This window comes from Symbiobacterium turbinis (genome assembly GCF_055383075.1).
In genome coordinates this window covers 2267600-2283375 of record NZ_AP042433.1, presented here as the reverse complement: position 1 = coordinate 2283375, position 15776 = coordinate 2267600, and the positions used below count along the sequence as shown (strand labels likewise).

Sequence of the window (15776 nt, the reverse complement as noted above, 5' to 3'; positions counted from 1 at the left end):
ACAGGATCGGGCACAGGGTCAGGCACAGAGTCAGGCACAGGCGGTGCCGGTGGCGGCACCGCCGGGCGCCCGCCGCGTCAGGTGCGGGCCTGGCGGGTCCCCGCCCGCTCCAGCCGGCCCAGCAGGAAGTCGGTGAGCAGGGCCAGCAGCGTCACGGGGATGCCGCCGGCCAGGATGTGCGGCGTGGAGACCATGGCGAACCCGGTGAGGATGGTGTCGCCCAGACCCCCGCCGCCCACGAAGGCCGCCAGGGTGGCCCATCCGATGACCATGACGGCGCTGGTGCGGATGCCGGTGAGGATTACCGGAAACGCCACCGGCAGCTCGACCATCCTGAGGAGCTGGAGGTTGCTCATCCCCATGCCCCGGCCTGCCTCCCGCAGGTTCGCGGGCACCTCGCGCAGGCCGGTGTAGGTGTTGCGCAGGATCGGCAGCAGGGCGTAGAGGAAGAGCGCCACCAGGGCGGGCGTGCGGCCGATGCCCAGGAGCGGGATCATGAAGGCCAGCAGGGCCAGCGAGGGCAGGGTCTGCAGCACGCTCACCGCCGCCATCACCGGTTCGGCGAAGCGCTCCAGCCGGGTCAGCACGATGCCCAGCGGAACGGCCGCCAGGATGGCCAGCCCCACCGCCGCCAGCGAGAGGGTGATGTGCTCGCCCGTCTGGCGGAGCAGGTTCTGCTGGAGGGCCGGATCGCCCAGCACCGCGAAGAGGTCGTTCATTCCGACTCCCCCTCGTCAGACCAGAGCGCCTGCGAGAGCGCGTCGACCATGGTCGTGCTGGTGATCAGCCCCACCAGCCGGCCTTCCTCGTCCACCGCCGGCAGGTAGTCCAGGTGCGCCAGGAACATCCGCTCGAAGGCCTCCTGCAGCGGGGTCTCCGGCGATGCGGTGATGATGTCCGGCCGCATCACGTCGGCCACCCGGCCCCGCCGCACCTTCTCGATCATGCGAGGGGTGACGAACCCCAGCAGCCGGTCGTCCTCGTCCACCACCATGAGCGAACTGACCCTCCGCTTCTTCATCAGCACCAGCGCCTCGGCCAGGCCGTGCTCGGGGCCGATGGTGACGGGCCGGATCATGACGTCGGCCACCTTCAGCAGGCTGACATCCCGCGTCCGGTCCCGGCCCACGAACTGGGCCACGAAGTCATCCTTCGGGTTGCGCAGCAGCTCATCGGGCGAGGCCGCCTGGACGATCTTCCCGCTCCGCATCACCACGATGGTGTCGCCGAGCTTCAGCGCCTCGTCCATGTCGTGGGTCACGAAGACCACCGTGAGCTTGTACTTGTGCTGCAGCCGCTTCATCTCGTCCTGCAGCGTCTCCCGGGTGATGGGGTCCAGCGCGCTGAAGGGCTCGTCCATCAGGATCAGCTCCGGCATGGCCGCCATGGCCCGCGCAATCCCGACCCGCTGCTGCTGACCCCCCGAGAGCTCGCTGGGGTAGCGGTCGCGGTAGGTGGCCGGGTCGAGCCCCACCAGCGGCAGCAGCTCGTTCACCCGCTTCTCCTGCCGCGCCCGGTCCCAGCCCAGCAGCCTGGGCACCAGGGCAACGTTCTCCGCGATGGTCATGTGGGGCATGAGGCCGATCTGCTGGATGACGTACCCGATCTGACGCCGCAGGGTGACCGGATTCATCTGCATGATGTCCCGGCCGTTCACGTAGATGCGGCCGGAGGTGGGCTCGTGCAGCCGGTTGATCATCTTCATCGTCGTGGTCTTGCCGCAGCCCGACGGGCCGATGAGGCAGACGAACTCGCCCTTCCTCGCCTCCAGGTTCAGGTCGTCCACGGCCTTTTGCCCGCCGGGGTAGACCTTGCTCACGTGCTCGAAGCGCACCATGCCGCATCCCTCCTCTCCGCTCCCGCTGTAGTATGCGCGTATGCGCCGCCGCGGCACCGCACTGCGGCGCGCCTGTCGCGCCGTGCGCCCTGGGGAGGAGAAAGGACCGCGCGCCCCGAACCGAGGGAGGGAGGTTTCGCAACCCTCTCAGAATCGGGGTGGAATCGTGTACACAGGGATGATCCGCGACCTGCTGCTGCGCATCGGCGATGCGGTGGTGGACTACCACCTGCTGCTGGACGAGCAGGAGATCGCGCTGAACCCGCTCATCGGCGAGCGGGTGGCCATACGCTTTACCGGAGAGCGCCGCTGCATCTACTGTGGCCGCAAGTCGAACAAGCTGTTCAACAACGGCTCCTGCTGGCCTTGCTTCAGGCGGCTGGCCGTGAACGACCTCTGCCAGGTGAAGCCCACGCTCTGCCACTACGAGACCTGCCGGGAGCCCGAGTGGGGCGACGCCCACTGCATGATTCCCACCTACGTCTACCTGGCCAAGTCCAGCGACGTGAAGGTGGGCATCACCCGCAACCTGCCCGGCCGGTGGCTGGACCAGGGGGCCGTGGAGGCGGTGCCCATCGCCCGGGTGCCGAACCGCAAGATGGCGGGCGAGCTGGAGGCGTACCTGACCCGGTTCGTGGGGGACAAGACCAACTGGCGCCGCATGCTGAAGGGGGAGGTGGCCGACACCGACCTGCTGGCCGAGCGGGCGCGCATCCTGGAGCTGATCCCGGAGGAGTACCGGCCCTACGTCCTGCCCGATGAAGACCTGCGCAGCTTTGCCTACCCCCTGGAGGCGCCGCCCGAGAAGATCAAGTCGCACGACCTGGAGAAGGGCGATGCGGAGGGCGTGCTGCTCGGGATGAAGGGCAGCTACCTGGTGCTCGACACCGGGGTGCTCAACGTGCCCAAGTTCGCCGGCTACCTGGTCACCTTCGAGGCCCTGGCCGCGGCTGGTGCGAGCAGCGGCTAGCACACCTGTGGTCAAATCGTTACATTCGTGTCACGGAATTGTAACGCGAGTGGGGTAACATGAAAGTGTGTTGACCCCCTCTGTGTGTTTCAGACTTACGGCGGCGCGTGAAGAGCCGCCGCTTTTTTTGATTGAGTCATCACCGAAACTTCCGTATAATAAGAGGCATGTGATTCATGTTTGAGCTTCCGTGGGAGGAGGAGGGTCCGGCAGTGCCTGAGACCAAGTATGGATCGCGGATCTACCTGGGCGTGCTGGCCGAGGCCGAGACGGCCGGCCCGACGGCTGCCCGGGTTTACCAGGACTTCGTCGGCCGCCTGCGCCGGGCTGCCCCAGGCGTGAAGGATCTGCGGCTGGAGCTGGAGGAGCCGGCGCCGCGCAAGGAGGATCCCGGCGTGTTCGAGTGCTGGGCCACGCTGAAGGCGGTCGTGCCTCACGACCTCACGCGCGACGGGGCCAGAAACCATCTGGACGCCTGGCGGGCCATCCTGCGCGATACCTTCCAGACCACCTGCCACCTGAACCACGGGCTGGTGCACCACACCTCCAGCCGGGTGGAGATCACCCGCCAGGTCTTCCCCTTCGAGGAGGAGCCGCAGGTGGAGGCGGCTCCGGCGGAGGAGAAGCCGAAGGAGATGATCCGGGTCAAGGTGCTCCTGGGGGGGCAGGAGTACGAGGTCGAGATCCCCAAGGACGAGAACCTGCTGGACGGCGTCAACGACAAGGGCGTCGACGTGAAGTGGGACTGCAAGAGCGGCGTCTGCGACACCTGTCAGATCAAGGTGCTGAAGGGCATGGAGAACCTGAGCCCGGTGAACGACGCCGAGCGGGAGATGCTGGGCGACAAGGTGGACCAGGGCTACCGCCTCTGCTGCCAGGTGATCGCCCACGGTCCCTGCGAAATCGCACACTGACGGCGGCACCGCCGATCCTGCATGCTGCGGGGTCGGCGCTTCCCTTTCCATGTGTTAAAATCAGCAGTACGGTGGGTTGAGCATGGGAAGGGGGAACCGGGCGTGTTCAAGGTGGATCGCAACAGCGCCACACCGCTCTACCGTCAGATCTACGAACAGGCACGGGAGCGCATCCTCACCGGCGCGCTGCCCCCCGGGACCCGGCTTCCGCCGGAGCGCACCCTGGCCCGCCGGCTCGGTGTCAACCGCACCACCGTCGTCAACGCCTATCGCGAGCTGGCGGCGGAGGGGCTGGTGGAGGGGCGGGTCGGTCACGGCACGGTGGTGATCGGGCCGCCCGAGGCGCCGGGGGAGGACGTCATCCGCCCGATGCCCTGGGCCGGCCCCACCGAGGCCGAGGAGCCCCTGGTGGCGGATATCAACGCCATCATCCGGCGGCCCGGGGCCATCTCCTTCGCGCACGGCGAGATGTCGCCCGAACTCTATCCGGCCGCCGCCCTGGCCGGGCTCATGCAGCAGGCCCTGCAGGACAGCGCCGCCCTGGGCTACGGGCCCATCGCCGGCTACGCGCCGCTCCGGCAGGCGATCGCCGGCACCATGGGCGTCGCAGCCGACGAGGTGCTCATCCTCGCGGGGTCGCAGATCGCGCTCTACCTGATCAGCAGGGTGCTCCTGCAGCCGGGCGACACGGTGCTGGTCGAGATGCCCTCCTACATCAACAGCCTGGGTATCTTCGACTCCGCCGGTGTCCGGGTGGTCCCCGTTTCGGTGGATCAGCACGGCTTGGTGGTGGAGGGGCTGGAGGAGTTGATGCTGCGCTATCAGCCGAAGCTGCTGTTCACCCTGCCCACGTTCCACAACCCGCTCGGCGTGACGCTCACCCTGGATCGCCGGCGGCGGCTGATTCAGCTGGCCGCACGCCACCAGGTGGGCATCGTGGAGGACGACCCCTACGGGCCGCTCCACTTCAGCGAACAGCCGGTGCCCACGCTAAAGTCGCTGGACCCCGGCGGCTACGTCATCTACATCAGCAGCGCGAGCAAGGCGGTCAGCCCGGCACTGCGGCTGGCCTGGATCGTGGCCGCCCCGCCGGTGGTGGAGCGCATTGCCCGCGCCAGGGGCAATCTCGACTTTCGCGCGGCCCTGCTCAACCAGCGGGTGATGGAGGCCTTCCTGCGGGAGGGACGCCTGGCCGAGCACCTGGCAGCGCTCAGACCGGCGTTGAAGGAGCGGCGCGACCTGATGCTGGAGGCGCTCGCCGAGCACATGCCCGCCGGGGTGAGCTGGTATGTGCCCGAGGGCGGCTACCACATCTGGTGCCGCCTCCCCCGGCCGCTGACGGCCCGGCGCCTCCTGGCCGAGGCGGGCCGCGAGGGGGTGGCGTTCGTGCCGGGGGACTTCTACGGGGCTGGCCAGATGGCCCGGCGGGGCCTCAGGCTCAGCTTCTCGTACCCCCGGCCTGAGGAAATCGGGCCCGGCATTCAGCGGCTGGCCCGGGCCGTCGAGCGACTGCTCCGGGAGGAGGCGGCGGCGGGCGGCGAGGCGGCGCCCATCAGCGGGCCGGTGGTGTGAAGGCCCGGGACCGAAGCGGCGGGCAGGATGCCCGCCGTTTTTGTTCGTCCTGGCTGTGGGTGAGGCCTGGGACCCACAGCCAGGACGAACAGAACGTATAGGCCGGACGAGATGGATAGGCCGAAAACATCACCGAAATGGGCTGAGGGCGCGAGCGGCATACTATCCCCAGAACTCACCGCGCCCGGGGCCGCCCCAGGCATATTCGCGCCTGTCCGCGCATCTGCTTGAGAGGGGCTGTCCCGGGCGCTGTGTCCTGGAGGCTGGGAATGCCTGGTTTCAAGCGCTTCATTAGCGCCGTCGTCATCGTGCTTCTCGCAATCGGATGCACCCGGGCGGCGCACGCCGAGGAGCCCGTGGACGGCGGCACGCTGTACCTCTCCATGTTCTCCGCGCCCAGGGGCGTCTTCAACCCGATCCTGATGGAGGACGGCTACGACGCCAACGTCGTCGGCCTGGTCTTTGCCGGCCTGCTGACCCGGGACGAGCGGCTGGCGCTGGTGTGCGACCTGTGCGAGAGCTTCTCCGTCTCGCCTGATCACCGGCAGTTCACCTTCCGGCTGAGGCGGGATGTCACCTGGCACGACGGCCGCCCCTTCACCGCCCACGACGTGGCGTACACCTTCCGGGCCATCCTGCACCCCGACTACCCCGGCGTGCTCACCGGGGAATACGCGGCCCTGCGCGGCGTCGGGTCCATGCTGGCCGAGCGTGCGGCGGCGGACCGGGAGCAGGCCGCCGGGCGCATCACCGCCCGTGAGGCGGCCGACCGGAAGCGGGCGGGATGGCAGGCCTGGCTGGAGGGAGAGGGGCGGGAGGCGATCCGGGTGGTCGATGACCACACCGTCGTCTTCACCGCCGACCGGCCGCACGCCCCGCTCCTGCAGAACCTGGCCATCCCGCTGATCCCGGCGCACGTCTTCGCCGGCACGCCGCCGGGCGACCTGGCCGAGCACCCCGCCACGCGGGCGCCGGTGGGCACCGGGCCGTACCGGTTCGTGCGGTACGTGCCGGACCAGTACGTCGAGCTGGTGCGCCACGACGCCTACCACCGCGGCCGGCCCCACATCGAGCGGATCATCTACCGCATCGCCAACCAGGACGTGGCCACCGGCCAGCTGAAGGCCGGCGAGCTGGACTACGTTCCGCTCAAACCGGGGGACGTGGCGCTGGTGGAGGGCGACCCGAACATCGGCGTCTTTGCACGGCCCGACCTGGGCTACCAGTACCTGGGGCTCAACCACCGCAACCCGCTCTTTGCCGACCGGCGGGTGCGGCAGGCCATCCTGCTGGCCATCGACCGGCCGGCCATGGTCGACCACCTGCTGAAGGGGTATGGTCATCTCGCGGAGAGCCATCTGCCCCATGGCCACCCGTACCACGATCCGGAGGCGGTCCCGGCCCGCAGCCGCGACGTGGCCACCGCCACCCGCCTGCTGGCCGAGGCGGGCTGGACCGAGCGGGACGCGGAGGGCTATCTGGTCCGGGACGGGCGCCGCTTCCGGTTCACTCTGCTCTATCCTTCCGGCAACGCCGTGCGGGCTGCGTCGGCCCCGCTGATCCAGGCCGACTTGAAGGCGGTGGGCATCCAGGTCGACCTGCAGATGATGGAGTTCTCCACTCTCGCGGCGATGGTCTTCGGCGGGGGGCAGGTGGACGCCTGGCTGATGGGCTGGGGCGTGGGGCTGGATCCTGACCCGGGGCCCGTCTTCGACCCCGACAGCCGCTGGGGGCGGGCGACGGGCTGGCAGAGCGCCCGCAGCCAGATGCTGCTGCGCCTCGGGGCGGGTCGGCTGGATCCGGAGGCGCGGCGGCCGTTCTACCGGGAGTGGGCCCGGCTGCTGGCCGACGAACTGCCGGTGATCTTCCTCTACAGCCAGGATCAGATCGAGGCGGTGCGGCTGGACCGGGTGCGGGGCCTGCGGCCGGACGCCCGGGGCATCCTCTGGAACATCTGGGAGCTCTGGATTCCCCCGGAACGGCGTTGAATGCGGCAACCGCATCAAGGAGGGAAGGGCGGTGACCGGGTTCATCCTGCGGCGCCTGGCTCAGCTCCTGCCGATGCTGCTGGGCGCCTCTCTCCTGATCTTCGCCGTGATCCGGCTGGCTCCGGGCGATCCGTACAGCGGGCTCATCGATCCCCGGGCCGACCCGGCGAAGGTGGCCGAGCTGCGCCGGCGCCACTGCCTGAACTGCCCCATGCCGCAGCAGTACTTGCGCTGGCTGACGGGCGCCGTGCGGGGCGACCTGGGCACCTCCATCCGGTTCCGCATTCCCGTCACCGAGCTGATCGGCGACCGGCTGGGGCCCAGCATCGCCCTGGGCGTGGCGGCCGAGTCCATCGTGCTGCTGGCGGGCATCCCGTTCGGCATCCTGGCCGCGGTGCGGCGGGGCACCTGGGTCGACACGGTGGTGACAACCTGCTCGCTGGCCGGCCTGGCCATCCCGGCCTTTTTCCTCGGCCTCCTGCTCCTGCGCTGGCTCTCGCTGGGCGGCCTGCAGATCCTGCCGTCGGCGGGCTTCACGACCCCGGGCGCCCAGTTCACCGGCGCCGCGCTCTTCCTGGATGCCGCCCGCCACCTCATCCTGCCGGCGACGGCCCTGGGGGTGACCGGCATCGCCGGGCTGATGAGCCATGTGCGCTCTGCGATGCTGGAGGTGCTCGGGCAGGACTACCTGCGCACCGCCCGGGCCAAAGGGCTGCCGGAGCGGGTGGTGCTCTACCGGCACGCTCTGCGCAACGCCCTCATGCCGGTGATCACGCTGCTGGGCCTCAACCTGCCGGCCCTGTTGGGCGGGGCGATCATCACCGAGTCGGTCTTCCAGTGGCCGGGGATCGGCCGGCTGATGTATACCGCCCTGCTGGAGCGGGACTACCCGGTGCTGATGGCCCTGAACCTGCTGTTCGCGGGGCTGACGCTGCTGGGCAGTCTGCTGGCGGATGTGGGCTACGCCGTGGTCGATCCCCGGGTGCGTTACGACTGAGCAGTTGGGGGGAGTGACGGTGGCCTGGCGCCGCTTTCGCGCCAACCGGCGGGCGATGCTGGGGCTGTACGTGCTCATCGTGCTCGTCCTCGCCTCGGTGTTCGCGCCGCAGCTCGCCCGGCACGACCGGGATCTGCCGGACATCCGGCGCGCGGAACAGCCGCCCTCCCGGGAGCACTGGCTGGGCACGGACGAGCTGGGACGCGACGTCTACACCAGGCTGCTCTACGGCGGGCGGGTCTCGCTGACGGTGGGGCTGGTCGCCGTTTCGATCTATATGGTGATCGGCGTGACCCTGGGGGCCATCGCCGGGTATTACGGCGGCGCGGTGGACAGCGTGATCATGCGAATCACGGACGTGGTGATGATCGTGCCGTTCTTCCCCCTGGCGCTCACGATGGCCGCGGTCCTGCGGCCGTCGGTATACAATACGATGGTCGTGATCGGCCTTCTGGGCTGGACCGGGATCTGCCGCCTGGTGCGGGGACAGTTCCTTACCTTGCGCAGCCGGGAGTACGTGGAGGCCGCCCGGGCGATCGGCGTGCCGGACGGGCAGATCATCTTCCGCCACATCCTGCCCAACGCCATGGCCCCGGTGATGGTGGCCGCGACGCTTGGGGTCGGGTCAGCGATCCTCAGCGAGGCCGGCCTCTCGTTCCTGGGCTTTGGGGTGCAGCAACCGACGCCCTCCTGGGGAAACATGCTGTCCGCGGCGATATCATTGAAGGTGCTGCTCCTGCAGCCGTGGATCTGGCTGCCGCCGGGGCTGCTCATCTTCGTGGCGATCCTGGCGGTCAACCTGGTGGGCGAGGGGTTGCGGGAGGCCCTGGATCCGCGGCTGCAACGGGGGTCGGCCTGCACTCGGTCAGGACCTTGAGATCGGGCGGGTCGCGATTGATGTGATGTTTCCGGCTGAAGTAGAAATTGTCGGTCCGGGGTCAGGGCTTGCCCGCGGGCGGCGTCGCGTGTTAAGATGCACAGGCCGCCACTTCAGGATGCGGCCATTCGATTGGACGGATTTGGTCGGTTGACGCCGATCGGTCTGCCTGATAGAATGACTTCTTGCCGCCGGATGGCGGCGGGCTCGGCTGGAGCGGCCGGGCCGGAAGCGGCCGGTGGAAACGAACGGCTGGAACGAACTGGCCGGTTGACACGAAGCCGAGAGCTTGTTAAACTGATAAAGCTGTCGCCTGACGGCGGCGGCGGTCTCGAACCTTGAAAACTAGACAGTGCAGAAGAGGAAAAGCCAAGCGAGCCGAGTACTTCAAACGAGCCAATCGAACTTTTCCACGGAGAGTTTGATCCTGGCTCAGGACGAACGCTGGCGGCGTGCCTAAGACATGCAAGTCGAGCGGGGCTTTGAGGCTTCGGCCTCAAAGCCTAGCGGCGGACGGGTGAGTAACACGTGGATAACCTGCCCTTTGCTCTGGGATAACAGGCCGAAAGGCCTGCTAATACCGGATAAGCTCACGGCCTCGCATGGGGCTGGGAGAAAAGGCGCTAGAGCGATTGGCGCTGGCAGAGGAGGGGTCCGCGGCCCATTAGCTAGTTGGTGAGGTAACGGCTCACCAAGGCGACGATGGGTAGCCGGCCTGAGAGGGCGACCGGCCACACTGGGACTGAGACACGGCCCAGACTCCTACGGGAGGCAGCAGTCGGGAATTTTGCACAATGGCCGAAAGGCTGATGCAGCAACGCCGCGTGAGCGAGGAAGGCCTTCGGGTTGTAAAGCTCTGTTGCCTGCGAAGAAGGGCCCTGTCAGGAAATGGGCAGGGTTTGACGGTAGCAGGCGAGGAAGCCCCGGCTAACTACGTGCCAGCAGCCGCGGTAATACGTAGGGGGCGAGCGTTGTCCGGAATTACTGGGCGTAAAGGGCGTGTAGGCGGCCTGTTAAGTCAGGGGTGAAACTCCGGGGCTCAACCCCGGGCGTGCCTCTGAAACTGATGGGCTTGAGTGCTCTAGAGGGCAGTGGAATTCCCGGTGTAGCAGTGAAATGCGTAGAGATCGGGAGGAACACCAGTGGCGAAGGCGGCTGCCTGGGGAGTAACTGACGCTGAGGCGCGAAAGCTAGGGGAGCAAACAGGATTAGATACCCTGGTAGTCCTAGCCGTAAACGATGAGTGCTATGTGTGAGGGGTATCGACCCCCCTCGTGCAGTAGTTAACGCAATAAGCACTCCGCCTGGGGAGTACGGCCGCAAGGCTGAAACTCAAAGGAATTGACGGGGGCCCGCACAAGCAGCGGAGCATGTGGTTTAATTCGAAGCAACGCGTAGAACCTTACCAGGGCTTGACATCCGCCGAATCCTGCAGAAATGCGGGAGTGCTCCTTCGGGAGAACGGCGAGACAGGTGGTGCATGGTTGTCGTCAGCTCGTGTCGTGAGATGTTGGGTTAAGTCCCGCAACGAGCGCAACCCCTGTCGCATGTTGCCAGCACGTAAAGGTGGGGACTCATGCGAGACTGCCGGTGACAAACCGGAGGAAGGTGGGGATGACGTCAAATCATCATGCCCCTTATGTCCTGGGCTACACACGTGCTACAATGGCCGTCACAGAGCGCCCCGAACCCGCGAGGGGGAGGCAATCGCTGAAAGGCGGTCTCAGTTCGGATCGCAGGCTGCAACTCGCCTGCGTGAAGTCGGAGTTGCTAGTAATCGCGGATCAGCATGCCGCGGTGAATGCGTTCCCGGGCCTTGTACACACCGCCCGTCACACCATGGGAGCTGGCAACACCCGAAGTCGGTGAGCTAACCCCGCAAGGGGAGGCAGCCGCCGAAGGTGGGGCTGGTGACTGGGGTGAAGTCGTAACAAGGTAGCCGTATCGGAAGGTGCGGCTGGATCACCTCCTTTCTAAGGAGCTTTCCTCCTGAGCAGGGGGAAGACTCCCAGGTCGATACTCAGCCCATCAAAACGGGCTGAGGGGAACTGACGGCCGTTTGGCGGACCGATTCTGCACTGTTTAGTTTTGAGGGTTCGAGAAGATGAGCGGTGGGCTGTGAGCTGTGGGCAGTGAGAGCTGCAACAGATCAGGCTCGCTGATCGGTAAGCTGCTCGTTGAGCGGTGAGCAGTGGGCTGCTGGCTGAATGGCTGTGGCCCACGATTTGCAGACTCAACGGCGGCTACTTCTATGAACGCCTCAATTTCCAGGACTTGTGGGTTGTGGGTAGGCGGCGGAGCCGTTATACTCATAACTCCTGGTCACGGGAAAACACCCGTGCCTGCGGGAGCCTGTGGTTCCCTGCAGCGGGGTCGTACCTTGAAAACTGCACAGTGAACATGCGATTCTTAGCGAAATCAAGCTAGGAAGGGCACACGGTGGATGCCTTGGCGCCAGGTGCCGATGAAGGACGTGGAAAGCTGCGATAAGCCTCGGGGAGCCGCAAGCAGGCGTAGATCCGGGGATCTCCGAATGGGGCAACCCGGCTGGCGTAATGGCCAGTCACCCACAGCTGAATCCATAGGCTGTGTGGAGGGCACCGTCCGAACTGAAACATCTCAGTAGGACGAGGAAAAGAAATCAACCGAGATTCCCTCAGTAGCGGCGAGCGAACGGGGAGGAGCCTAAACCAGCGCCGAGCAATCGGCGCTGGGGTTGCGGGACGCCGAGAATGCGATGCCCGGAGTCTAGCCGAACCGGTCTGGAAAGGCCGGCCACAGAAGGTAAAAGCCCTGTAGGCGAAAGGCGAGGGGCCGCAAGGCGGATCCCAAGTACCACGGGACACGAGGAATCCCGTGGGAATCCGGGGGGACCACCCTCCAAGGCTAAATACGCCTGGCGACCGATAGTGAACCAGTACCGTGAGGGAAAGGTGAAAAGCACCGCGGGAGCGGAGTGAAAGAGACCCTGAAACCGTGTGCCTACAAGCAGTACGAGCGCCATAAGAGCGTGAGTGCGTGCCTTTTGCAGAATGAACCGGCGAGTTACGGTCACTGGCATGGTTAAGGGCCTCAGGCCCGGAGCCGAAGCGAAAGCGAGTCTGAAGAGGGCGTAGTCAGTGGCTGTAGACCCGAAACCCGGTGATCTATCCATGGCCAGGGTGAAGCGGGGGTAAGACCCCGTGGAGGCCCGAACCGATTAGCGTTGAAAAGCTACCGGATGAGCTGTGGATAGGGGTGAAAAGCCAAACGAACCGGGAGATAGCTGGTTCTCCCCGAAATAGCTTTAGGGCTAGCGTCGGCATGTGAGCTTGCTGGAGGTAGAGCACTGATTGGGCTAGGGGCCTACACCGGTTACCGAACTCAGTCAAACTCCGAATGCCAGCAAGTATGGCCGGCAGTCAGACGGCGAGCGCTAAGGTCCGTCGTCGAGAGGGAAAGAGCCCAGACCGCCAGCTAAGGTCCCCAAGTTCCTGCTAAGTGGTCAAGGATGTGGCGTTGTAGAGACAACCAGGATGTTGGCTTAGAAGCAGCCATCATTGAAAGAGTGCGTAATAGCTCACTGGTCGAATGACGCTGCGCCATAAATACTCGGGGCTAAGCAGGACACCGAAGCTGCGGGTGTGAGCGGTGAGAGGTGAGTGGTGAGCAGTGAGTGGGGTCCGGAGTTTTCAGGATCTGCGGGTGTACCAGCAGGGCTACGAACTGGCGCTGACGGTGCACCGGCTGACCCGTAGATTTCCGGCCCACGAACAGTTTGAGTTGGGACAGCAGTTGCGTCGAGCGGCCGTGTCCATCCCGGCGAACATCGCCGAGGGATTCGGTCGGCGCGATTCAGCCGCTGACTTCCGACACTTTTTGCGGATTGCGTTGGGGTCTGCCAACGAGATGTACGTCCTTCTGAGTCTGGCCAGGGATCTCGGTTACGAGATCGCTGCGATGGACAAAGTCATATCCGGGTACGAACAGCTCGGGAAGCAGATCTACACGTTGATGCAAAGACTGCAGTGACCCACTACTCACTACTCACATCTCACTGCTCACGCGGTAGGGGAGCGTTCCATGCGGGCAGAAGCATGACCGGAAGGACATGTGGACTGCATGGAAGTGAGAATGCCGGTATGAGTAGCGAAAAGACAGGTGAGAATCCTGTCCACCGAAAGCCTAAGGATTCCTGAGCAAGGCTCGTCCGCTCAGGGTCAGTCGGGACCTAAGCCGAGGCCGAATGGCGTAGGCGATGGGAAACAGGTCGACATTCCTGTACCACCTACGGGTCGCTTGACCGATGCGGGGACGCAGGAGGCTAGGGGGACCCGGCCGTTGGTCGTGCCGGGGTAAGCGGGAAGCGTGGTCCGGCAGGGAAGTCCGTCGGACTAAACGTGAGCCGTGACGCCGACCGAATTGAAGTAGGGAAGCCCCTGACGCCACACTGCCGAGAAAAGCCGCTAGGGAGACCCGGGGTGCCCGTACCGCAAACCGACACAGGTAGGCGGGGAGAGAATCCTCAGGTGCGCGGGAGAACCCTCGCTAAGGAACTCGGCAAAATGCATCCGTAACTTCGGGAGAAGGATGGCCTTCCCTGGTGAGAGGAGAGACGCCTCAAAGCTGGGGGAGGTTGCAGAGGAGAGGCCCAAGCGACTGTTTACCACAAACACAGGTCAGTGCTAAGCCGGAAGGCGACGTATACTGGCTGACGCCTGCCCGGTGCTGGAAGGTTAAGGGGAGAGGTCAGGCCGCAAGGCCGAAGCTTTGAACCGAAGCCCCAGTAAACGGCGGCCGTAACTATAACGGTCCTAAGGTAGCGAAATTCCTTGTCGGGTAAGTTCCGACCCGCACGAATGGCGTAACGACTTGGGCACTGTCTCAGCGAGGGACCCGGTGAAATTGAAATACCTGTGAAGATGCAGGTTACCTGCGATTGGACAGAAAGACCCCATGGAGCTTTACTGTAGCTTGGCATTGGACTTTGGTGGTGCGTGTACAGGATAGGTGGGAGCCTTGGAAACTGGGTCGCCAGATTCAGTGGAGGCGCCGTTGGGATACCACCCTCGCAGCATCGGAGTTCTAACACGGACCCCTGGATCGGGGTAGTGGACCGTGCCAGGTGGGCAGTTTGACTGGGGCGGTCGCCTCCCAAAAGGTAACGGAGGCGCCCAAAGGTCCGCTCAGGATGGTTGGAAATCATCCGGGGAGTGTAAAGGCAGAAGCGGGCTTGACTGCGAGACAGACAGGTCGAGCAGGGTCGAAAGACGGGCTTAGTGATCCGGCGGTACCGAGTGGAAGGGCCGTCGCTCAACGGATAAAAGCTACCCTGGGGATAACAGGCTGATCTCCCCCAAGAGTCCACATCGACGGGGAGGTTTGGCACCTCGATGTCGGCTCATCGCATCCTCGGGCTGAAGTCGGTCCGAAGGGTTCGGCTGTTCGCCGATTAAAGCGGTACGCGAGCTGGGTTCAGAACGTCGTGAGACAGTTCGGTCCCTATCCATCGCAGGCGCAGGAGATTTGACGGGATCTGCCCCTAGTACGAGAGGACCGGGGTGGACGGCCCGCTGGTGTACCAGTTGTCCCGCCAGGGGCACCGCTGGGTAGCCAAGGCCGGAACGGATAAGCGCTGAAAGCATCTAAGTGCGAAGCCGACCCGAAGATGAGATCTCCCATCCCGTGAAGGGAGTAAGGCCCCTGGAAGATGACCAGGTAGATAGGCCGGGAGTGGAAGCGGCGTAAGTCGTGGAGCAGACCGGTACTAATCGGCCGAGGGCTTGATTTCGCAAAGCATGTCGGCGTATACAGGGGCGCTGCTGCGCAGCACCTGCTGGCGCCGGGCGTCTTCGGGGGCTGCGCCCCCTGCAGACGCCTCACTGTACAGTTTTGAGGGTAAGACCTCAGCGTTTTTGGGTGGCGATACCGGAGGGGATCACCCGTTCCCATACCGAACACGGAAGTTAAGCCCTCCAGGGCCGAAGGTACTCCACAAGGGGGAGAATAGGTCGCTGCCCAAACTAGTTTGACGGAAAGCCTCCCCCGGCGATGGCAAGTCGCCGGGGGAAGGTCGACCGGCAGACCGGCACGGGGACGTGCCTGCAAGTGCGGACTTCACGAGAAGGCCATTTGCGTGTATACTGGGGATTGGGGTAACGGTAGCCCGCCTGACTCTGGATCAGGTAGTCCTGGTTCGAATCCAGGATCCCCAACCAAGCTGGCCCCATCGTCTAGCGGCCTAGGATACCGCCCTCTCACGGCGGAGACACGGGTTCGAATCCCGTTGGGGTCACCATATTGTTAGTGTCGGAGTGGCGGAATTGGCAGACGCGTACGTTTGAGGGGCGTATGGGATAACCGTGCGGGTTCAAGTCCCGCCTCCGACACCAGGGCGCCTCACGGAGGGTTCTCCCTCCTGAGGCTGCTAATGCAGATGTGGCGGAATTGGCAGACGCGCACGGCTCAGGACCGTGTCGGGTAACCACTCCCGGTGGGAGTTCGAGTCTCCCCATCTGCACCACTCCTGTTCCCCGCTGATGTAGCTCAGGAGGTAGAGCGCGTCCTTGGTAAGGACGAGGTCACCGGTTCGAGTCCGGTCATCAGCTCCAGCAGCGGCGAGTCACCGCTCGCCGCACAGCC

General features: G+C 65.3%; 8 protein-coding genes, 5 tRNA genes and 3 rRNA genes. 14 read left to right on the top strand and 2 right to left on the bottom strand.

Annotated features, from left to right (window positions below; all coding sequences use genetic code 11):
• Window positions 1–77: 77 nt before the first annotated feature.
• On the bottom strand, window positions 78–719 hold the full coding sequence (locus ACZ45O_RS10855; RefSeq protein WP_464846490.1) for an ABC transporter permease: 642 nt from the start codon (window positions 717–719) through the stop codon (window positions 78–80).
• Window positions 716–1837 (bottom strand): ABC transporter ATP-binding protein, encoded by a 1122-nt coding sequence (locus ACZ45O_RS10850; protein WP_464852920.1) that lies wholly within the window; start codon window positions 1835–1837, stop codon window positions 716–718. Before ACZ45O_RS10850 ends, ACZ45O_RS10855 begins: the two co-directional genes overlap by 4 nt.
• Before the next feature lie 166 nt (window positions 1838–2003).
• Here ACZ45O_RS10850 and ACZ45O_RS10845 point away from each other — a divergent pair, with 166 nt between their 5' ends.
• The 14 genes from ACZ45O_RS10845 to ACZ45O_RS10780 all read left to right on the top strand — a co-directional run bounded on the left by ACZ45O_RS10845 (window position 2004) and on the right by ACZ45O_RS10780 (window position 15745).
• Window positions 2004–2807, top strand: coding sequence for a DUF2797 domain-containing protein (locus tag ACZ45O_RS10845; RefSeq protein WP_464852919.1), 804 nt, complete (start codon window positions 2004–2006; stop codon window positions 2805–2807).
• Window positions 2808–3019: 212 nt separating this feature from the next.
• The gene (locus tag ACZ45O_RS10840; RefSeq protein WP_464852918.1) at window positions 3020–3721 is read left to right on the top strand and encodes a 2Fe-2S iron-sulfur cluster-binding protein; all 702 of its coding nucleotides are present in this window, start codon (window positions 3020–3022) and stop codon (window positions 3719–3721) included.
• Between the two features lie 102 nt (window positions 3722–3823).
• Window positions 3824–5293 (top strand): MocR-like pyridoxine biosynthesis transcription factor PdxR, encoded by a 1470-nt coding sequence (gene pdxR / locus ACZ45O_RS10835; protein ID WP_464852917.1) that lies wholly within the window; start codon window positions 3824–3826, stop codon window positions 5291–5293.
• Between the two features lie 269 nt (window positions 5294–5562).
• Window positions 5563–7281, top strand: a complete 1719-nt coding sequence (locus ACZ45O_RS10830) for a peptide-binding protein (protein WP_464852916.1) — start codon at window positions 5563–5565, stop codon at window positions 7279–7281.
• A gap of 31 nt (window positions 7282–7312) precedes the next feature.
• Window positions 7313–8278 carry an ABC transporter permease gene (locus tag ACZ45O_RS10825; protein WP_464852915.1) on the top strand — a complete coding sequence of 322 codons (966 nt, stop codon included), beginning with the start codon at window positions 7313–7315 and terminating at the stop codon, window positions 8276–8278.
• A complete protein-coding gene (gene opp4C / locus ACZ45O_RS10820) occupies window positions 8235–9155 on the top strand; it encodes an oligopeptide ABC transporter permease (RefSeq protein ID WP_464852913.1) in 921 nt (306 codons plus the stop codon). Before ACZ45O_RS10825 ends, opp4C begins: the two co-directional genes overlap by 44 nt.
• A 409-nt stretch (window positions 9156–9564) precedes the next feature.
• A 16S ribosomal RNA gene (locus tag ACZ45O_RS10815) occupies window positions 9565–11128 on the top strand.
• A 443-nt stretch (window positions 11129–11571) separates the two neighbouring features.
• Window positions 11572–14925, top strand: a 23S ribosomal RNA gene (locus ACZ45O_RS10810).
• 124 nt (window positions 14926–15049) lie between these two features.
• Window positions 15050–15157: ribosomal RNA gene (gene rrf, locus ACZ45O_RS10805) — 5S ribosomal RNA — on the top strand.
• The 16S, 23S and 5S rRNA genes sit together here with 5 tRNA genes alongside, the layout of an rRNA operon.
• 121 nt (window positions 15158–15278) lie before the next feature.
• A tRNA-Gln gene (locus ACZ45O_RS10800) sits at window positions 15279–15352 on the top strand.
• 4 nt (window positions 15353–15356) lie between these two features.
• Window positions 15357–15432, top strand: a tRNA-Glu gene (locus ACZ45O_RS10795).
• Window positions 15433–15442: 10 nt separating this feature from the next.
• Window positions 15443–15526 (top strand) — tRNA-Leu (locus tag ACZ45O_RS10790).
• Between the two features lie 40 nt (window positions 15527–15566).
• Window positions 15567–15657, top strand: a tRNA-Leu gene (locus tag ACZ45O_RS10785).
• 12 nt (window positions 15658–15669) lie between these two features.
• Window positions 15670–15745, top strand: a tRNA-Thr gene (locus ACZ45O_RS10780).
• Window positions 15746–15776: the final 31 nt, after the last annotated feature.

Excerpts from the sequence above, each read along its gene's own strand:
- ACZ45O_RS10855 (WP_464846490.1), bottom strand. The coding sequence starts at position 719 with ATGAACGACCTCTTCGCGGTGCTGGGCGATCCGGCCCTCCAGCAGAAC.
- ACZ45O_RS10850 (WP_464852920.1), bottom strand. The coding sequence starts at position 1,837 with ATGGTGCGCTTCGAGCACGTGAGCAAGGTCTACCCCGGCGGGCAAAAG.
- ACZ45O_RS10830 (WP_464852916.1), top strand. The coding sequence starts at position 5,563 with ATGCCTGGTTTCAAGCGCTTCATTAGCGCCGTCGTCATCGTGCTTCTC.
- opp4C (WP_464852913.1), top strand. The coding sequence starts at position 8,235 with ATGTGGGCTACGCCGTGGTCGATCCCCGGGTGCGTTACGACTGAGCAG.